The sequence below is a fragment of the Actinacidiphila sp. bgisy160 genome (assembly GCF_965342435.1).
GTDB lineage: Bacteria > Actinomycetota > Actinomycetes > Streptomycetales > Streptomycetaceae > Actinacidiphila.
On record NZ_CBDRCM010000010.1, the window covers coordinates 93,886 to 111,126 of the forward strand.

The following is a 17,241-nucleotide window of genomic DNA, read 5'->3' on the forward strand; positions in this document are numbered from 1 at the left end:
CGGCCATCTCAGACCGACCCGAGCGACCCGGGCGAGCCGAGGGCGCCGAAGTGGCGCAGGTAGCGCTCGTCGGTGCGCTCCAGCGAGAGCAGGATGAACAGGTCGGCGACGCCGAAGTCCGGGTCATGGGCGGGCTCGCCGCACACCCAGGCGCCCAGCCGCAGGTAGCCGCGGAGCAGCGGGGGCAGTACGGTGCGGGCCGGGCGGGCTGTGCCCGTCGGGTCCCAGGGGCGGTGCGGGTTGACCCGGTACTCCTCAGGGGCCAGGTTCCTCGCGGAGACCCGGTCCCACACGCCGGCCGCCGTCGCGCCGCCGTCGGCCAGTCCCACCGAGCAGCAGCCGGCGAGCCACTTGTGGCCGGTGGTCGCCATGTAGCGGGTGATGCCGCCCCACATGAGCGCCACGACGGCCCCGTCACGGTGGGCGGCGTGCACGCAGGAGCGGCCCACCTCGACCATGTCGTGCCGGATCGGCGCGAGCCGGCTCAGGTCGAACTCGGACTCGGAGTAAGTGCGGCCCGCGCGGCGGGCGTTGGCGGGGGTGAGTAGCCGGTAGGTGCCGACGACCTCGCCGGTCGCGTCCTCCTTCACCAGCAGGTGGTCGCAGGAGGCGTCGAGGGCGTCGACGTCCAGGCCCGGCTCGGGCGTGTCCAGCACGGCCCCCATCTCCCCGGCGAACACCTGGTGCCGCAGACGCTGCGCGGCCCGCACCTCCGCCTCGTCCTGGGCGAGGCTCACCGAGTAGCGGGGACGGTCGGTAGGGGTGTCGACGACGGGAGCGAGTTCGTACGAAGCGGTCATGGCGCGATTCCCTGGTCAGGGGGAGGGGGACACCCCTATCTGTCCCGTCGCGGCCTTGCCTTGGCGTGTCCTTGGCGGAGCGCGCAGATGTGCGCTCGCTGAAGTGCCGGTGCCGTGGGTCCACCGGCCGCCCGCTTCACCCGGAAAGCGCGCCCAGGTGGCCTTCGAGCAGCAGCAGGAGCTCGCCGAGGATGTCCGCCAGCTCCTCGCGGCGGCCCTCCGGGAGCCCGGACAGCAGCCCCGTCTCGTAGGCCAGCTGCTCGGGCAGTACGCGGTCGACGAGCGCCCTCCCCTCCTCGGTCAGTCGCAGGTGGGAGACCCGGCGGTCGCGGCCGTCCGGGCGGCGGGCGACCAGGCCGCGCTCCTCGAGCAGCTTGATCCGCTTGGTGACCGCGGCACCCGAGGCGAAGGTCTCCCGGGCGAGCCGGCCCGGTGTCAGCTCGCCGCCGACGCGGCGCAGGGCGATGAGGATGTCGTACTCCGGGCGGGTGAGGCCCTCGCGACCCAGGGGCGTCTCGGTGACCTGCTGCAGCAGGGCGGCACAGCGGGTCAGCCTGCCGATGACGGCGACCGGCCCGAAGTCCAGGTCCGGGTAGACGTCCTGCCACTGGCGCAGCACCGTCGCGAGGGCGTCCTCCACGCGCGTCGTCCTTCCTCCGTACGCCGGCGGCTCCGGCGGCGTCCGCATGATCGTACGCGTCGTCACGGCACGGTGACGGACCAGTCGTCCCCGCGCCGACCTGCCGGCAGCAGGCGCCCGCGCTCCTCCGCGGCGGCGATCCGGCGCTGGGGCAGGGCCCGGGTCCGCCACTCGCCGGAGGCGGTGCCGGCGGCCCTCGCGCAGCTCCAGCAGGGCCGTCGTGAGCCGGCCTCGCGGGTGACGAAAGCGGCGAGATCCTCCGCCAGGCGCCGCAGCGCGGCACCCGCCCGGTGCCCCGCCCGGCGGTTCGGCACGGCGAAGGCCGGCAGGTCCGCCGCGGCGCCGACGAGGGTGTCCAGCCGGCGGCCGGCCGGCCACGCGCCCGCGAACGCGGCGGCCGGCCCCCCGTTCCGGGACCGGCCACCGCTTCGCACGGATCAGGCGGGGAAAGCCAGCGACAGCGCGAACCGGCCCTCGGCGTCGGTCCACCAGTGCCGCAGGGTGAGACCGGCGGCGGCCAGCTCGGCCCGCACGCCCTCCTCGCGGAACTTGGCGGAGACCTCGGTGCGCATCTCCTCGCCACGGGCGAAGTCCACGGACAGGTCGAGCGCGGGGACCTTCACGGTCACGTCGGCGCGCGCCCGCAGGCGCATCTCGATCCACTCCTCCTCGCGGTCCCACACGGCCATGTGGTCGAAGTCGTCCGGTTGGAAGTCCGCGCCGAGCTCGCGGTCGATGACCGACAGGACGTTCTTGTTGAAGGCGGCCGTGACGCCCTGCGCGTCGTCGTAGGCCGCCACCAGCGTCGCCTCGTCCTTGACCAGGTCGGTGCCGAGCAGCAGCGCGTCGCCCTGGGAGAGCAGCGCGCGGACCGAGGCGAGGAAGCGCGCCCGCTCCTGCGGCAGCAGATTGCCGATCGTGCCGCCGAGGAAGGCGACCAGCCGTGGGCCGGGCGTCTCGGGCAGGGCCGGCCCGTGCTCGAAGTCGGCGACGAGCGCGTGCACGGTCAGGTCCCGGTGGTCGGCCAGGAGGGCCTCGCCCGCGCCGGTGAGCGCGGACTCGCTGACGTCGACCGGCACGTACGTCAGCGGCGCGCCCAGCGCGCCGATCAGCAGCCGGGTCTTCTCCGAGGAACCGGAGCCCAGCTCGACCAGGGTGCGGGCGCCGGTCGCCTCGGCGATCTCCGGCGCCCTCGCCTGCAGGATCTCCCGCTCGGCGCGGGTCGGGTAGTACTCGGGCAGCCGGGTGATCTCCTCGAACAGCTCGCTGCCGCGGGCGTCGTAGAACCACTTGGGCGGGAGCTGCTTGGGGGCGCGGGTCAGCCCGTGGGCCACGTCGGCGCGCAACGCGGCCGCGGTGGCGTCGGCGGGCAGGGTGCGGGTGAGGGTGAACGGGCTCACAGGTGCGGCTCCTTGAGCGGGATCAGCAGGACCTCGGTGGGATCGCCGTACAGCAGGTGGCGGTCGGGGACCTCGGTCCAGCGCGGACTGTCGTCGTACGGCTCGGAGGCCACGACGAGGGAGCGGCCGGGCACCTCCAGGTACCAGAGCGTGTCGCCCCAGGCGGTGGCGGCGATCGCCCGGCCGTCGGTCAGCAGGAAGTTGAGACGTGAGTCGGGGGTCAGCGCGGCCAGCCGGCCGACGGTGTCGGCGAGTGCCTCGTCCGCCGGGGCGCCGGCCCGCAGCCGGTGCAGGGTCAGCGCCCAGGCAAGGGCCGAGTCGCAGCGCGCCTCCAGGGCCAGCAGCTCCTCCGCGGGCAGCGCGCGGGCCGCCTCGGCGACGGAGTGCGGCCAGCCGCGCAGCGCGCCGTTGTGGCTGAACAGCCAGCGGCCCGCCGTGTACGGGGCGGCGGCGGACTCGTCGGCGACCGAGCCCTCGGTGATGTCGCGGACCGCCCCGAGCAGCGCTCCCGAACGCGTCACCCGGCACACGTCCGCGAAGGACGGGTCGTCCCAGACCGGCCCGGAGCGCCGGTAGCGCGCGGGCAGCGGATCCCCGTCCGCGTACCAGCCGACACCGAAGCCGTCGGCGTTGACCGTGCCGTACTTCTGCCGGCGCGGCGCCCACGACTGGCGGTACAGCGAGTGCGGCGGGTCGATGACGAGTTCGCGGAGCGCGACGGGCGGGCCGACGTACGCCAGGTGCCGGCACATCAGCCGCGCCCCCCTCTCGTCGCGGCGCTCACACCTGCTCCGGGCGGGCGTCGCGGGCGGTGCGGAAGCCGGAGAAGATCTGCCGCCGGATCGGGTAGTCCCAGTTGCGGAACGTGCCCCGGCAGGCCACGGCGTCCACGGCGAAGGAGCCGCCGCGCAGCACCTTGTGGTCGGGGCCGAAGAAGACCTCCGAGTACTCCTTGTACGGGAAGGGGGCGAAGCCCGGGTAGGGCAGGAAGTCGCTCGCCGTCCACTCCCACACGTCGCCGACCAGCTGCCGAACGCCCAGCGGTGACGCACCGGCCGGGTAGCTGCCCACCGGGGCCGGCCGCAGGTGCCGCTGTCCGAGGTTGGCGTGCTGGGGGCCGGGATCCGCGTCGCCCCACGGGTAACGGCGGGAGCGGCCGGTCGCCGGGTCGTGCCGGGCGGCCTTCTCCCACTCCGTCTCGGTGGGCAGCCGGCGCCCGGCCCAGCGGGCGTACGCGTCGGCCTCGTACCAGCACACGTGCAGCACGGGCTCCTCGTGCGGCACCGGCTCGGTCACCCCGAAGCGGCGGCGCAGCCACACACCGCCCTCCCGGCGCCAGAACAGCGGGGCGAACAGACCGTGCTCGCGGATGTGCGCCCAGCCGGCCGCGGTCCACCAGCGCTCGTCCTCGTAGCCGCCGTCCTCGAGGAAGGCGAGGTACGCGCCGTTGCTCACCGGCACGGTGTCGATGAAGAACGGCGCCACCTCGCGTACGTGCGAGGGACGTTCGTTGTCCAGCGCCCACGGCTCGGTCGAGGTGCCCATGGTGAACAGACCGCCGGGGACCAGGACCTCGGCCGGCAGCAGCGCCGCGTCCGCGGGTGCGGGTGGCGGCGGGGGCGCGGTCAGGGCCGCCGGTCCGCGCCGCAGCTGATGGGTGATCAGCATCGTCTCGTCGTGCTGCTGTTCGTGCTGGGCGATCATTCCGAAGGCGAAGGCCGCGTCGGTCAGCGGGGTGCCGTGCAGGGGCGCCCGCTCCAGGATGTCCAGCACCCGGCCGCGCACCTGCGCCGCGTAGGCGTGCGCCTCCGCGGGCGGCAGCAGCGGCAGCGTGGGCCGCTCCGAGCGCGGGTGCTCGAAGGCGTCGTAGATGGGGTCGATGTCGGGCCGCAGTGCCTCACGGCCGCCGACGTTGCGCAGAAGCCACTGCTCCTCCTGGTTGCCGATGTGCGCCAGGTCCCAGACCAGGGGGGACATCAACGGGGAGTGCTGCGCGGTCAGTTCATGATCGTCGACGCAGGTGGTGAGTCCCCGGGTGCGGTCACGGGCGGTGGTCAGGGCGTCCAGCGCACGCCGGCGCAGGACTTCGGGGTCGAGCGCGGGTGCGGTCACGTGCGGCTCTCCTTGCGTCGAAAGGTGTCGAGCAGGTCGTCGGCGGGACATCGACCGCGCTCGACATAGCGCTCGGTGAAGTCGTCCACCGCCCGCAGCACTGCCCGGTCCGCGCCGAGCCGGGGCAGGGCCTCGCGGGCCGCGGCGAAGCAGGTCATGGCGATGGCGTGGAGTTCGGGGTCGGCCAGGCCGTACCGGGCGGCGCGCCGCCACAGCGGGTTGCGGGGGGCCGGGTCCCCGCCCGCCGCGTCGGCGAGCGGCTTCACCGCCCGGTAGGCGACCTCCGAGGCGGCGGCGTCGTCGAAGAGCGCCACGGCGACGGCCAGCGGCACGATCCAGCCGTCCCGCCCAGGCTGCGCGTCGATCATGCGCAGCTCCAGGTATCCGCGCGGTCGCACCGGCGGGAACAGCGTCGACAGGTGGTAGTCCAGGTCCGCGAGGGTCGGGCGCCGGTGCGACCCGTCACGGATCCAGTCGCGGAAGGTGAGCCCGTCGGGCACCGTCCAGGGTGCCTCGTCGCCGCGGATGCACAGCACCGGGGCGTCCAGGGCGTAGGCCGTCCAGGCCGTCCGCGGGTCGGTCCCGGCGGGCGGGGCGAGGGTGCGCCCCGGGTCCAGTGCGCTCCACACCGCCTGCCGCGTGGACCGCCAGCCGGTCGGACGGCCTTCGCTGAGCGGGGAGTTGGCGAACGCGGCCACCAGGACGGCGCCCAGCAGGTGGGCCAGCAGCCAGCGTCTGCCGAGCCCGAAGGGCCCGGGCTCCTCCGTGCCCGAGTCCAGGCAGACCTGGACGGAGGCCGTGGAGCACATCATGGCCCGGCCCGCGGGTCCGGAGCGGTCGAAATACGCCTCCATCGCCGCGTACCGGGGCTCGTCCAGCAGCCGGCGGGGCCGCCGCCAGGGATCGTGGCCGTGGCCCGCCAGGGCCAGGCCCTCCCGGCGGAGCCGGTGGCGTACGGAGTGGAGGTCGGCGGCCGCGGCATTGACGCACGCGGTCAGTGAGGGGGCGGGCAGCGAGCTGAGCTCCAGCTGTCCGCCGGGCTCGGTCGTGAGCCGGGAGCGGAGGTACAGGTCACGCAGTCCGGCGACGGCGGCGCCGAGCCGTGCGGGGCCCACCGGGCGGGCCGGGTCGTGCGGGTCGTGGAGGAACCATTCCAGTTCCACGCCTATGCGGCGGGGCGGGCCGGTCTTGAAACAGATGCCCTGTATATGATCCTCCGCCGCTGTCTCGCTGATCGGTTCGGATGTCTCCATCCGCTGACTGGTGCCGGGCATGGGCGGGACCTCCCGTCGAAGGCGGTTCTCCGTATCCGCCCGGCCGCGGCCGGGCGGTGTCCGTACCACCTAAGCCCTTCGGTGCGGGCCGCTCAAGAGCGCCCCATACGAACGGGCGAGGGACGGCAGGTGACACCCGAGTCGAGGGGGGCCTCTGCCGTCCGGTCCGAATCAAGAGTGGACCGCCACCCGGCGGCGCGCATCTCCAGAGAGCGTCTGCCCAGGTAAGGGGCGGATGCGGAACCTCGCCGACGAGATGTCCGCGGCCGCGCGGCGGACCGGCGACCTGGTACGGGCGGAGCTGGGCCGCACACGCCGGGTCGTCCACGGCCAGGATCCGTTCCCGGGCAGCGAGAGCGCGATGTCCGCGCGGCGACGAAAGGTGCGCGCGACCGGGGACCCGCGGCGAGCATGAGGCGCGCGTGATGTCCCGGGCCGGCTCCGCACCGCGCCGGGACGGGCCGCCCAGGCCCCCGCACACGCCGCGGCGCCGGGGCCGGAGCGGGAACTCCGGGACGTTGCCCAGGAGTACCCGCGTGCGGTTCGGCGCCGGGCGGCAGCGGGCCCAGGAGCGCCGTGCGGGCGGCGGAAGCCGCTGCCACGTCATGGCGGCTGAGCCCGCGCGCCCCGTACGGCGGCCCGGGGCGCCGATCACCTCACTGGCGCTGGACGGACTCCGCGACGGTGCGCGCCATACGGTCGCACCACAGCTGGTGCCTCGTGCGAGGTCAGCCCTTCGGGGCCTCCTGGCCCGCACCCTGCTCGGCGATGGACTTGCGGACCTCGTCCATGTCCAGGTCGCGGGCCTGCTTGATCAGGTCCTCGAACGCGGGCGCGGGCAGCGCGCCGGGCTGGGAGAAGACGGCCACCTTGTCGCGGATGATCATCAACGTCGGGATGGACTGGATCTGGAACGCGGCGGCCAGCTCGGGCTGCGCCTCCGTGTCGATCTTGCCGAACACGAGGTCGGTGTTCTTCTCCGCGGCAGCCTCGTAGACGGGGGCGAACATCCGGCACGGGCCGCACCAGGACGCCCAGAAGTCGATCAGTACGAAATCGTTGTTGCCCACGACCTCGTCGAAGTTGTCCTTGGTGAGCTCAACAGTGCTCATGTTTCCCTTACCTGCTTCCGGGTGCCGTCGGTCGGGACCCACTGACCGTAACCGAAGGCAGCGCTGCGCTATTCCGGACGCCGTCCCCGGCGCGTCCCCCGGCGCGTCCCCCCGGGCCGCCCCGCTGAACGGGATGCCGGGAGCCGTCCGGGGCCGGATGCTGGAAGGAGCGGGGACACGATGCGCCCCCGCCGGGCAGGCGCGGGAGCGAACCACGGGAGCGGCCGATGGTGACGACGATGCACGCCGTACGGGCCCATCGGCGCGGTGGACCCGAACAGCTCCACTACGAGCTCGCGCCCCGCCCCGTGCCGGACCCGGGCGAGGCGCTGGTGGCGGTGCGGGCCGCCTCCGTGACCGCCGGGGAGCTCTACTGGGACGCGACCTGGACCGACAGCTTCGACGGCTCGGGCCGCGACCGCACCCCCACCATCCCCTCGCACGAGGTCTCCGGAGTGGTCGCCGAGGTGGGCCCGGGCGTCATCACCCCGAGGGTCGGGGACGCCGTCTACGCGCTGATCCCCTTCGTCCACGACGGCGCCGCCGCCGAGTTCGTCACCCTCCCCGCGGGCATCCTGGCCCCCAAGCCCCGGCGGATCGACCACGACGCCGCCGCCTCGGTACCGCTCGCCGCGCTCACCGTCTGGCAGGCGCTGGCCCGGCACGCCGGAGTCACCCCGGGTCGGCACGTCCTCGTCCACGGCGCGGCGGGAGGCGTCGGTTCCTTCGCCGTCCAGATCGCCGCCGCGCTCGGCGCGCGGGTCACGGCGACCGCCGCCGCGCGCGACGCGGGCTTCGTCGCCGCACTCGGCGCGGAGCGGGTCGTCGACTACGCCGGCAGCCGCTTCGAGGACGAGGTGACGGACGTGGACGTCGTCTTCGACGCCGTCGGCGGGGACACGCAGGACCGCTCCTGGTCGGTGCTGCGACCCGGCGGACTGCTGGTCAGCATCGTGTCCCCGCCCGACCCGGAGAGCGCCCGCGCACACGGCGCCCGCGGTGTCTTCTTCGTCGTCGAGCCGGACCGGGCGGGCCTGGAGGCGGTCTCCCGGCTCATCGACGGCGGCAAGCTCACCCCGCGGGTCGACCGCGTGGTCCCGCTCGCCGAGACCCGCGCCGCCTATGAGGCACTGGAGCACGAGCACCGCCGGGGCAAGGTCGTCATCCACGTCGCCGACGGGGTCTGACCGCCCGGGCCGGGACGGGGCGGAGCCTACGGGACGACCGTCACCGGCCAGCGGCCCGCCTTGACCAGCCGCACCGCGACCGAGCCCACGATCCGGTGCCCGGCCTTCTCGGAGGCGCCGACGACGACCGCGTCGGCCTTGAGCTCGTTCGAGGCCTGCGACAGCCCGCCGAACGGGTCGCCCGTGAAGGTGTGGAACTCCCAGCGCAGGCTGGACACCGCCTGGAAGCGGGCGGCGGCCTTCTCTATCTCCGCCTTGAGCTGGTCCGCGATCTCGGCGGTCGCCTCCGCGACCGGGGCGCCGAAGGCGGCCCCCGCCGCCAGGACCGGCTGCACGTACACGATCGCCAGCAGCGCATTCTGGCGGCGCGCCAGCCCCGCCGCGTACGCCACGGCGCGCCACGAGGACTCCGAGCCGTCCAGTCCCGCCACGATCACCTTGGGACCGTCCGTGCCCCGCTCGAAAGCCGCCTTGTCGCTCACGTTCCGAGCCTACTTGCGCGACTGCCGCGCGCGCCGCACCGGGCGCGGCGAATCCACGGCGGCGGCGAGATGCCCGTCCACCAGCCGCTGCAGCGCGGAGGCGAAGACCGCCCGTTCGTCCTCGGGAAGGGCTCCCAGCAGGTCGCCGTGGACGCGCGCGGTGATCTCCCTGCCGCGGGCGACGAGCTCCCGGCCCGCCTCGGTCACGGTGATGATGCGGGCCCGGCGGTCCGTGGGGGAGGGGTGCCGCTCGGCGAGGCCGGCCCGCTCCAGCTCGTCCACGGTGACCACCATCGTGGTCTTGTCCTGCTGGGAGATCTCGGCGAGTTGAGCCTGTGTCAGCTGCCCGGGGAGCGCGTGCAGCAGCACGCAGTACCCGCGGGGGGTGAGCCCGACCTCGGCCAGCGCGGCCGCCAGCCGGTTCGTCATGGCGTGGCTGGCGTATTGCAGCAGCCCGGTGAAGTCGGGCGCGGATGCCGTGGGACCCATGGTCCGAGCCTAGCAAAAAGGTCCGTTACCGAATCGTCGGTGGCACGAATGATCCGGCGGATAAATCGTTCGGCCGCGCGGGCCCGCCTGCCTACCATGAGGGGGCATGAACCCCCCGTCTCTTCATCACGACGTCCCCGGCAAGCCCTCCCTCGACGGGCTCGAAGCGAAATGGTCGCGGCGCTGGGACGAGACGGGGGTACACCGCTTCGACCGGTCACGGCCGCGCGAGGAGATCTTCTCCATCGACACCCCGCCGCCCACGGCCAGCGGATCGCTCCACATCGGCCACGTCTTCTCGTACACCCACACCGACACCGTCGCCCGCTACCGGCGCATGCGCGGGCAGACCGTCTTCTACCCCATGGGCTGGGACGACAACGGCCTGCCCACCGAGCGCCGGGTCCAGAACCACTACGGGGTCGCCTGCGACCCCTCGCTCCCGTACGACCCCGGCTTCACCCCGCCCGAGCGCCCGGGCAGGCACCAGGAGCCCGTCTCACGGCGGAATTTCATCGAACTGTGCGAGGCCCTCACCGCCGAGGACGAGAAGACCTTCGAGCACCTGTGGCGCCGCCTGGGCCTGTCGGTCGACTGGACGCTCACCTACCAGACCGTCGACGCCCGTTCGCGCGCCGCCTCCCAGCGCGCCTTCCTGCGCAACCTGGCGCGCGGCGAGGCCTATTCCGCCGAGGCGCCCACCCTGTGGGACACCACCTTCCGCACCGCCGTCGCCCAGGCGGAGCTGGAGGACCGCGAACGGCCCGGCGCCTACCACCGGCTGGCCTTCCACCGCCCCGACGGCGGCCGGGTCGTCGTCGCCACCACCCGGCCCGAACTCCTCCCCGCCTGCGTCGCCCTGGTCGCGCATCCCGACGACGAGCGCTACCGCGGGCTGATCGGCACCAGTGTCACGACCCCCGTCTTCGGTGTCGCGGTCCCCGTCCACGCCCACCGGCTGGCCGACCCGGCCAAGGGCACCGGCATCGCCATGATCTGCACCTTCGGCGACACCACCGACGTCACCTGGTGGCGCGAACTCCGGCTGCCCACCCGTCCGGTCCTCGGCCGCGACGGGCGCTTCCTGCCGGCGCCGCCGCCCGCCCTGGACACGGCGCGGGCCCGCGAGGCGTACGGGGAGCTGGCCGGTGCCACCGCGCACACCGGCCGCGAGCGGCTGGTGAGGATGCTGCGCGAACGCGGCGAACTGGAGGGCGAGCCCGAACCGGTCGTCCACGCCGTCAAGTTCTACGAGAAGGGCGACCGGCCGCTGGAGATCGTCACCACCCGCCAGTGGTACCTGCGCAACGGCGGCCGCGACGAGGCCCTGCGGGACCGGCTGCTGGAGCGCGGCCGCGAACTGCGCTGGCACCCGGAGCACATGCGGGTCCGCTACGAGAGCTGGGTCGGGGGGCTCAACGGCGACTGGCTGATCAGCCGGCAGCGGTGGTTCGGCGTCCCCGTCCCCGTCTGGTACCCGCTGGACGACGCCGGTGAGCCCGTCCACGACAAGCCGCTGGTCCCCGAGGAGTCGGCGCTGCCCGTCGACCCCGGCACCGACGTCCCCGCCGGCTACCGCGAGGAGCAGCGCGGCGCGCCCGGCGGCTTCACCGGCGACCCGGACGTCATGGACACCTGGGCGACCTCGTCGCTCACCCCGCAGATCGCCGCCGGATGGGGCAGCGACGACGAGCTGTTCGCCAAGGTCTTCCCGATGGACCTGCGGCCCCAGGCCCACGAGATCATCCGCACCTGGCTGTTCGGCAGCGTCGTCCGCGCCCATGCCGAGCAGGACGTCCTGCCGTGGCGGCACGCCGCGATCTCCGGCTGGATCCTGGACCCGGACCGCAAGAAGATGTCCAAGTCCCGGGGCAAGGCGGTCACCCCGGGCGACCTGCTGGAGCAGCACGGCTCCGACGCCGTCCGCTACTGGGCGGCCGCCGCCCGGCCCGGCACGGACACCGCCTTCGACACCGGCCAGATGAAGATCGGCCGCCGCCTCGCCATGAAGGTCCTCAACGTCGGCCGCTTCGTGCTCACCTCCGGCGCCGCCGCGGACGCCGACGCCCCGGCGATCACGGCGCCGCTGGACCGCGCGCTCCTGGCGGCTCTCGCGTCCACCGTCGCCGCCGCCACGGACGCCCTGGAGGACTTCGACCACGCGCGCGCCCTGGAACGCGTGGAGACCTTCTTCTGGGACTTCTGCGACGACTACGTCGAGCTGGTCAAGTCCCGCGCGTACGACGGCGAGACCTCCGCCCTCGCCACGCTGGGCACCGCCCTGTCCGTCCTGCTGCGGCTGTTCGCGCCCTTCCTCCCCTTCGTCACCGAGGAGGTCTGGTCCTGGTGGCGGGACGGCTCCGTCCACCGCGCCGAGTGGCCCGAGGCGGACGCGCTGCGGGTCCTCGCCGGCGACGGCGACCCGCGCGTGCTGGCCACCGCCCGCGACGCGATCACCGCCGTCCGCAGGGCCAAGTCCGAGGCGCGGCTGTCGATGCGGGCGGAGAGCGGCCGGCTCGTCGTCACCGGTCCGGCCCCGGAGCTGGCGCTCTTCGCCCTGGCCGAGGACGACGTCCGCGCCGCCGCCCGCGCGGCGGCGGTGGATCGCCGCACGGCACCGGGTGACGGCCTGACGTACGAGGTGCGTCTGCCGCAGGCGCCTTGACCGGTCCCGCGCTGTCGGCCCTGCGAGTGGGCGCGGGCGGAGGGTCAGATGTCCGGCCGTCTCGCGCCCTCCGGGCGCAAAGCGGCGGGCAGCCGGCTGACGGGCACCGCACCAGCCCCGGCCGGACGAGAACGGCTAGGGCACCGGCACCGGTGGGCGGGGCCCCACATAGTGGCCGCTCGGGCGCATACGCAGCGGGGGTTCCCCGTACTCCTCCAGGGCGTGGGCGATCCAGCCCGCGGTCCGGGCGACGGAGAACACCGTCTCGCCGGCCTCGGGGACCATGCCGGCGGAGACGGAGAGCACGGCGAGGGCGAGGTCGACGTTGGGGTGGAGCGGGGTGTGGCGGGCCGTCGTGGCGGCCACCTCGCGCGCGGCGGCCAGGGCCTGCTCCGCGTACGGGACGTCCTCGAGCAGCCGGAAGAGCATGACGGCGCGCGGGTCCTCGCCCCGGTAGAGGCGGTGGCCCAGCCCCGGGACACCGCGGCCGGCGCGCAGATGGTCGGCGACGACGGCGGCCGCGCTGCCGCGGTCGAGCACCTCGGCCAGCATGCGGTGGGCGAGGCCGCTGGCGGCGCCGTGCAGCGGGCCGTCGAGGGCCCCGAGGCCGGCCGAGACGACGGCGTACGGGTGCGCGCGGGCGGAGGCGGCGATGCGCACGGCGAGCGTCGAGGCGGCCAGGTCGTGGTCGATGAGCAGGACGAGTGCCGCGTCCAGCACCCGCAGTGACGCCTCGTCGCAGGGCCGGCCGGACAGCCGCGACCACAGCCGCCAGGCCAGCCGGCCCTCGCCCGGGTGCGGGATCCCGGCCGCGGGCAGAGCGCGGACGAGTGTGGGGATCAGGCCGCGGGCGGCGCCGAGCACGGCCCCGGGGGAGAGGTCGAAGCGCAGCGGGTCAGCCACGGCCGCCGCGACGGCGGTCGCCCGCAAGCGGTCCATCGGGCCGCTGTGCGCGGGCAGCGCCGCGACCGCCCGCCGGGCGGCCTTCAGCGCCTCCGGCGGCGCGGTGAAGCGCACCCCGTGGCGCAGGACGCCGGTCCACAGCCACTCCGTCACCTCCTCGTAGCCGTACCGCCCGGCCAGGGCCGTGGCGTCGACCCCGCGGAAGTAGTAGCGGTCCGCCTCGATGAGGGTGATCGCCGTGCGCACCGCGGCCGTGCCGGCGTCCTCGGCGGGCTGCTGCGCGGCGCGCCGGTTGCGGCGTGCCAGGGCGTCGACCTCGCCGGGGTCGAAGGTGCTGCCCCGGCCGCCGGGGGCGCGCCGGCTGCTCAGCAGGCCGCGGCTCACGTAGGCGTACACCGTCTCCGGCTTGACCCCGAGCCGTTCGGCCGCCGCGCGCGTGCTCAGCCGTTCCTCCGTCGTCATGACTCCATCCCATCACATATTGATCCAATCAATATTGACGAGGATTGAATCAATGGTGGATGGTCTGATCAATGTCGAGTTGTTCGCAGCAGGACCGGAGGACCACCGTGACCGTCACGCCCGTCACCCCCGACGTACCCCGCGGCCTGAAGGGAGTCGTCGTCACCGAGACCGCGCTGGGTGACGTGCGCGGCACCGAGGGCTTCTACCACTACCGCCAGTACTCGGCCGTGGACCTGGCGCGAAGCCGCACCTTCGAGGACGTCTGGCACCTGATGCTGCTCGGCACGCTGCCCGACGCGGCCGGGCGCGAAGCCTTCGCCCGGCGTGTCGCCCCGCTGCGCCGGCTCCCGGGCGCCGTCCGCGACGCGCTGCCGGCCGTCGCCCGGTCCGGCGCGCTCAGCGGCCCCCTCGCGGGGCTGCGCTCCGCACTGTCCCTGCTGGGGGCGGCCGAAGGCTTCCGCCCGCTGTACGACGTCGGCCCCGAGCGGCGGCTGTCCGACGCCCTCGCCGCGACCGCCGCGGTGCCCACGCTGCTCACCGCCCTGTACCGGCTCGGCCAGGGCCTGGAGCCGGTCGAACCACGCGACGACCTGCCGTACGCGGCCAACTACCTGCACATGCTCACCGGCGAGGAGCCCGACCCGGCCCGCGCCAGGGCCGTCGAGCGCTACCTGATCTCCACCGTCGACCACGGCTTCAACGCGTCCACCTTCACCGCCCGCGTCATCGCCTCGACCGGCGCCGACCTCGCCGCCTGCCTCACCGGTGCCGTCGGCGCGCTGTCCGGCCCGCTCCACGGCGGCGCCCCCAGTCGCGCTCTGGACACCCTGGACGCCATCGGCACCCCGGACCGCATCGACCCGTGGATCCGCGAACGCGTCCTGGCCGGCGACCGCATCATGGGGTTCGGTCACCCCGTCTACCGCACCGAGGACCCCCGTTCCCGCATGCTCAAGGGGATCGCCCGCTCCTTCGGCGGGCCGCTCGTCGACCTCGCCGTCCAGGTCGAGGCGCGGGTCGAGGCGATCCTCGCCGAGCTGAAGCCGGGCCGCGAACTCCACACCAACGTCGAGTTCTACGCGGGCGTCGTCATGGAACTGTGCGGCCTGCCGCGCGAGATGTTCACCCCCACCTTCGCCTGCGCCCGCGTCGTGGGCTGGTGCGCCAACGTCCTGGAGCAGGCCGAGGACAGCAAGATCATCCGCCCGGCGGCCCGCTACGTCGGCCCCGTGCCGCCCCAGCCGGTGCCCGCGGCGTGACGCCGCGGACCGCCGCGCGGACCGGTCAGGGCGCCGCGGGGCGTTCCAGCAGGAGGTAGTCGCCGTCCTCGCCCGTGCGGTGGTAGCCGGCGCCCTTGTAGAGGTGGAGGGCGGGATTGTCCCGGTGGACGCCGAGCGCCAGCGTCCCGTGGCCGGCCGCGCGGGCCTGGGTGGCGAACGCGTCGAGGAGCAGGCGGCCGAAGCCGCGGCGCCGCAGGGCGGGCACCACATGGATGCCGACCAGCGTCGCCCTGCCGTCCGCGGGCAGCCACATCATGGAGCCGCCCGGTTCTCCGTCGGCCTCCAGGACCAGGGTCCGGTCCAGGCAGTCCACCCACAGGGCCAGGTTGCGGTCGATCGCCCCGGTCCAGGCCGCCTCGGCGGCCGGTTCGACGGTACGGATGTACTCGCGTTCCCACCGCAGCAGGTACGGCAGGTCGGCGGGTCGCGCGGGGCGGGTGACGGCTGCCGGGCCGGGGCTGCTGGACATGACGAGTACCGTAACGCCGGCGCCGCGCCCGCCGGCGACGGGAAACGCAGGTTGACGGCGTCGCCGCAGACGCCCGCCGGGAGGATGTGGTTGGCCGCGGGCGCGGCGAAGGGTGGCCGGCAGAAGACCAGGCCGTCCCGCGGGCAGTTGCTCCGGCACCGCGCCTTGCCGGGCGGCCGCCGAGCACACTCGGGCGAGCAGCGTCGCCGCCCCGGCCGCCAGCAGCCACCCGGCGTCGGCGGAACCCAGCCGGCCGGTACCGGCGTCCGTCATCGGCCACTGCCGCAGGACGATCAGGGCGACCGCCAACAGCGGTTCCGCACCGAGGATCTGACGCGCTGAAAGGCGCCGCCACATGCCGTTCGTGCCCTTCCGCCGCGGTCGCCCGCGCTGCCGTGCGGCGCTCCCTGGCGCAACCCCTGCCGTACCTACGCGCGACCATGCGTATACGGTGCGGCGACTCGTACCGCTCATCCGGCGGCGCATCCGGCCGTCACGTGGTGGCGGGGTGCGGACGCGCCCCCGGGGCGGGCCGGGACTACAGCTCCAGGAGGCTGCCCCGGCCGTCCACGCGGTCGGCCGACTCGTCGTCGAACCACACCGCTCCAGTGGCGAGGTAGCGGAAGCGGTGCACACCCGCCGGGAGGATCACCGACACCGTGCGGGTGCCGTCCCGGCGGGGGACGAGGGTGTGCCGGCCGGGCTCCCAGCCGTTGAAGTCGCCGACCACGCTGACGGTGCCGGGCGGGTGGCCGGCGGGGAGGGCGAAGGTGATCCGCGTCTTGCGGCCGAACAGTTTGGTGCGCCTGAGCATGGGCTCTCCCTGCGATGCCGGACGAGGGACGGAGGACGACGTGCGGTGCGCGGGTGCCCCACATTCTCCCGGTGCTCCGGGGAAAGTCACATACCGACTGGTCGGTGTTACGGGATATCGTGGCCCGGACGACGTAGGTACGTACGCGGAGGGAGTCGCGGTGCGCGCGATCCAGATCACCGAGTTCGGCGGGCCGGAGGTGCTGCGGCAGGCCGAGCTGCCCGAACCCGTGCCGGGGCCGGGGCAACTGCTGGTCGAGGTCTCCTCGGCGGGGGTCAACTACGCCGACACGCACATGGTGGAGAACTCCTATCTCGCCAAGGCGACCCTGCCCCTCGTGCCCGGCGCCGAGGTGGTCGGCCGCACCGCCGGCGGCCGCCGCGTTGTCGCGCTCACCGACAACGGCGGCTACGCCGAGCGGGCCGTCGTCGAGGAGTACCTGGCCCACGACGTGCCCGAGGGGGTCACCGACGGCCAGGCGCTCGCCCTGGTCGTCCAGGGCCTCACCGCCTGGCACCTGCTGCGCACCTGCGCCCGCATGGCGGAGGGCGAGTCGGTGGTCGTGCACGCCGCCGCGGGCGGCACCGGCTCGCTCGCCGTGCAGCTCGCCAAGGAGTTCGGCGCGGGACGGGTCATCGCCACCGCCTCCTCCAAGGAGAAGCGCGACCTCGCGCTGGAGCTCGGCGCGGACGTCGCGATCGAGGCGGACCCCACGGACGCCGCGGGGCTGAAGGAGCGGCTCGTCGAGGCCAACGGCGGCAGGAAGGTCGACATCGTGCTGGAGATGACCGGCGGCCCGGTCTTCGACGCCTCGCTGGCCGCGCTCGCCCCCTTCGGCCGCCTGGTGACGTACGGACTCGCCTCCCGCGTTCCCCCGGCCCCGGTCCAGGCGGCGCAGCTCATGGGCCGCTCCCGCGCCGTCGTCGGTTTCTGGCTGATGCACTGCCTGGGGCGCCCCGGCATGTACCGGGAGCCGATGGCCGAGCTGCTGGACATGACCGCCGACGGCCGGCTGAGGCCCCAGGAGGGCGTCAGGTACCCGCTGTCCGAGGTCACCCGCGCCCACGAGGACCTGCGTGCCCGCCGTACTTACGGCAAGCTCACGCTCGACCCGGCAGGCTGACCTCTACGGGCCCGGCCGCGTCCGCG

The 17,241-nt window shown here is 74.5% G+C and carries 18 protein-coding genes; 5 read left to right on the top strand and 13 right to left on the bottom strand.

What is annotated here, in order from left to right:
• Positions 1 to 8: 8 nt before the first annotated feature.
• The 7 genes from ACRWNP_RS11830 to egtA all read right to left on the bottom strand — a co-directional run bounded on the left by ACRWNP_RS11830 (position 9) and on the right by egtA (position 6,205).
• Positions 9 to 800 carry a GNAT family N-acetyltransferase gene (locus ACRWNP_RS11830; protein ID WP_431961053.1) on the bottom strand — a complete coding sequence of 264 codons (792 nt, stop codon included), beginning with the start codon at positions 798 to 800 and terminating at the stop codon, positions 9 to 11.
• Between the two features lie 136 nt (positions 801 to 936).
• Positions 937 to 1,488, bottom strand: a complete 552-nt coding sequence (locus ACRWNP_RS11835) for a MarR family winged helix-turn-helix transcriptional regulator (RefSeq protein WP_431961112.1) — start codon at positions 1,486 to 1,488, stop codon at positions 937 to 939.
• A 14-nt stretch (positions 1,489 to 1,502) separates the two neighbouring features.
• Entirely contained in the window at positions 1,503 to 1,874 is a 372-nt protein-coding gene (locus ACRWNP_RS11840; protein WP_431961054.1) for a hypothetical protein, read from the bottom strand.
• A gap of 3 nt (positions 1,875 to 1,877) precedes the next feature.
• Positions 1,878 to 2,840 carry an L-histidine N(alpha)-methyltransferase gene (egtD, locus tag ACRWNP_RS11845; RefSeq protein ID WP_431961055.1) on the bottom strand — a complete coding sequence of 321 codons (963 nt, stop codon included), beginning with the start codon at positions 2,838 to 2,840 and terminating at the stop codon, positions 1,878 to 1,880.
• Positions 2,837 to 3,592 carry an ergothioneine biosynthesis protein EgtC gene (gene egtC, locus ACRWNP_RS11850; RefSeq protein ID WP_431961056.1) on the bottom strand — a complete coding sequence of 252 codons (756 nt, stop codon included), beginning with the start codon at positions 3,590 to 3,592 and terminating at the stop codon, positions 2,837 to 2,839. The genes egtD and egtC overlap by 4 nt, the downstream gene beginning before the upstream one ends.
• A 28-nt stretch (positions 3,593 to 3,620) precedes the next feature.
• Positions 3,621 to 4,952: an ergothioneine biosynthesis protein EgtB gene (gene egtB / locus ACRWNP_RS11855; protein WP_431961058.1), complete on the bottom strand. Its 1,332-nt coding sequence runs from the start codon at positions 4,950 to 4,952 to the stop codon at positions 3,621 to 3,623.
• On the bottom strand, positions 4,949 to 6,205 hold the full coding sequence (gene egtA, locus ACRWNP_RS11860; protein ID WP_431961059.1) for an ergothioneine biosynthesis glutamate--cysteine ligase EgtA: 1,257 nt from the start codon (positions 6,203 to 6,205) through the stop codon (positions 4,949 to 4,951). Before egtA ends, egtB begins: the two co-directional genes overlap by 4 nt.
• 256 nt (positions 6,206 to 6,461) lie before the next feature.
• Here egtA and ACRWNP_RS11865 point away from each other — a divergent pair, with 256 nt between their 5' ends.
• Positions 6,462 to 6,641, top strand: a complete 180-nt coding sequence (locus ACRWNP_RS11865) for a hypothetical protein (RefSeq protein ID WP_431961060.1) — start codon at positions 6,462 to 6,464, stop codon at positions 6,639 to 6,641.
• Positions 6,642 to 6,954: 313 nt separating this feature from the next.
• Here ACRWNP_RS11865 and trxA read toward each other — a convergent pair whose 3' ends face one another.
• Positions 6,955 to 7,338, bottom strand: a complete 384-nt coding sequence (gene trxA / locus ACRWNP_RS11870) for a thioredoxin (protein ID WP_431961061.1) — start codon at positions 7,336 to 7,338, stop codon at positions 6,955 to 6,957.
• Positions 7,339 to 7,565: 227 nt separating this feature from the next.
• On the opposite strand from trxA, the gene ACRWNP_RS11875 reads away from it, so the two are divergent.
• Positions 7,566 to 8,525 carry an NADP-dependent oxidoreductase gene (locus tag ACRWNP_RS11875; protein WP_431961062.1) on the top strand — a complete coding sequence of 320 codons (960 nt, stop codon included), beginning with the start codon at positions 7,566 to 7,568 and terminating at the stop codon, positions 8,523 to 8,525.
• A gap of 26 nt (positions 8,526 to 8,551) precedes the next feature.
• On the opposite strand, the gene ACRWNP_RS11880 is transcribed toward ACRWNP_RS11875, so the two are convergent.
• Positions 8,552 to 9,007 carry a universal stress protein gene (locus tag ACRWNP_RS11880; protein WP_431961063.1) on the bottom strand — a complete coding sequence of 152 codons (456 nt, stop codon included), beginning with the start codon at positions 9,005 to 9,007 and terminating at the stop codon, positions 8,552 to 8,554.
• Between the two features lie 9 nt (positions 9,008 to 9,016).
• Positions 9,017 to 9,496 (bottom strand): MarR family winged helix-turn-helix transcriptional regulator, encoded by a 480-nt coding sequence (locus ACRWNP_RS11885; RefSeq protein WP_431961064.1) that lies wholly within the window; start codon positions 9,494 to 9,496, stop codon positions 9,017 to 9,019.
• A gap of 106 nt (positions 9,497 to 9,602) precedes the next feature.
• Between ACRWNP_RS11885 and valS the strand changes: the two genes are divergently transcribed.
• The gene (valS, locus tag ACRWNP_RS11890; RefSeq protein ID WP_431961065.1) at positions 9,603 to 12,161 is read left to right on the top strand and encodes a valine--tRNA ligase; all 2,559 of its coding nucleotides are present in this window, start codon (positions 9,603 to 9,605) and stop codon (positions 12,159 to 12,161) included.
• A 135-nt stretch (positions 12,162 to 12,296) separates the two neighbouring features.
• On the opposite strand, the gene ACRWNP_RS11895 is transcribed toward valS, so the two are convergent.
• Positions 12,297 to 13,526: a citrate/2-methylcitrate synthase gene (locus ACRWNP_RS11895; protein WP_431961066.1), complete on the bottom strand. Its 1,230-nt coding sequence runs from the start codon at positions 13,524 to 13,526 to the stop codon at positions 12,297 to 12,299.
• 71 nt (positions 13,527 to 13,597) lie between these two features.
• On the opposite strand from ACRWNP_RS11895, the gene ACRWNP_RS11900 reads away from it, so the two are divergent.
• Entirely contained in the window at positions 13,598 to 14,788 is a 1,191-nt protein-coding gene (locus tag ACRWNP_RS11900) for a citrate synthase (protein WP_431961067.1), read from the top strand.
• A 25-nt stretch (positions 14,789 to 14,813) separates the two neighbouring features.
• On the opposite strand, the gene ACRWNP_RS11905 is transcribed toward ACRWNP_RS11900, so the two are convergent.
• Both ACRWNP_RS11905 and ACRWNP_RS11910 read right to left on the bottom strand, forming a co-directional pair.
• Positions 14,814 to 15,278 (bottom strand): N-acetyltransferase family protein, encoded by a 465-nt coding sequence (locus ACRWNP_RS11905; RefSeq protein WP_431961068.1) that lies wholly within the window; start codon positions 15,276 to 15,278, stop codon positions 14,814 to 14,816.
• Between the two features lie 538 nt (positions 15,279 to 15,816).
• A complete protein-coding gene (locus ACRWNP_RS11910) occupies positions 15,817 to 16,092 on the bottom strand; it encodes an isoamylase early set domain-containing protein (RefSeq protein ID WP_431961069.1) in 276 nt (91 codons plus the stop codon).
• A gap of 160 nt (positions 16,093 to 16,252) precedes the next feature.
• On the opposite strand from ACRWNP_RS11910, the gene ACRWNP_RS11915 reads away from it, so the two are divergent.
• The gene (locus ACRWNP_RS11915) at positions 16,253 to 17,215 is read left to right on the top strand and encodes a quinone oxidoreductase family protein (RefSeq protein WP_431961070.1); all 963 of its coding nucleotides are present in this window, start codon (positions 16,253 to 16,255) and stop codon (positions 17,213 to 17,215) included.
• Positions 17,216 to 17,241: the final 26 nt, after the last annotated feature.

Excerpts from the sequence above, each read along its gene's own strand:
- ACRWNP_RS11875 (WP_431961062.1), top strand. The coding sequence starts at position 7,566 with ATGGTGACGACGATGCACGCCGTACGGGCCCATCGGCGCGGTGGACCC.
- trxA (WP_431961061.1), bottom strand. The coding sequence starts at position 7,338 with ATGAGCACTGTTGAGCTCACCAAGGACAACTTCGACGAGGTCGTGGGC.
- egtC (WP_431961056.1), bottom strand. The coding sequence starts at position 3,592 with ATGTGCCGGCACCTGGCGTACGTCGGCCCGCCCGTCGCGCTCCGCGAA.
- ACRWNP_RS11910 (WP_431961069.1), bottom strand. The coding sequence starts at position 16,092 with ATGCTCAGGCGCACCAAACTGTTCGGCCGCAAGACGCGGATCACCTTC.
- ACRWNP_RS11905 (WP_431961068.1), bottom strand. The coding sequence starts at position 15,278 with ATGTCCAGCAGCCCCGGCCCGGCAGCCGTCACCCGCCCCGCGCGACCC.
- ACRWNP_RS11830 (WP_431961053.1), bottom strand. The coding sequence starts at position 800 with ATGACCGCTTCGTACGAACTCGCTCCCGTCGTCGACACCCCTACCGAC.
- ACRWNP_RS11895 (WP_431961066.1), bottom strand. The coding sequence starts at position 13,526 with ATGACGACGGAGGAACGGCTGAGCACGCGCGCGGCGGCCGAACGGCTC.
- egtA (WP_431961059.1), bottom strand. The coding sequence starts at position 6,205 with ATGGAGACATCCGAACCGATCAGCGAGACAGCGGCGGAGGATCATATA.
- valS (WP_431961065.1), top strand. The coding sequence starts at position 9,603 with ATGAACCCCCCGTCTCTTCATCACGACGTCCCCGGCAAGCCCTCCCTC.
- ACRWNP_RS11900 (WP_431961067.1), top strand. The coding sequence starts at position 13,598 with ATGTCGAGTTGTTCGCAGCAGGACCGGAGGACCACCGTGACCGTCACG.
- ACRWNP_RS11885 (WP_431961064.1), bottom strand. The coding sequence starts at position 9,496 with ATGGGTCCCACGGCATCCGCGCCCGACTTCACCGGGCTGCTGCAATAC.
- ACRWNP_RS11835 (WP_431961112.1), bottom strand. The coding sequence starts at position 1,488 with ATGCGGACGCCGCCGGAGCCGCCGGCGTACGGAGGAAGGACGACGCGC.
- ACRWNP_RS11865 (WP_431961060.1), top strand. The coding sequence starts at position 6,462 with ATGCGGAACCTCGCCGACGAGATGTCCGCGGCCGCGCGGCGGACCGGC.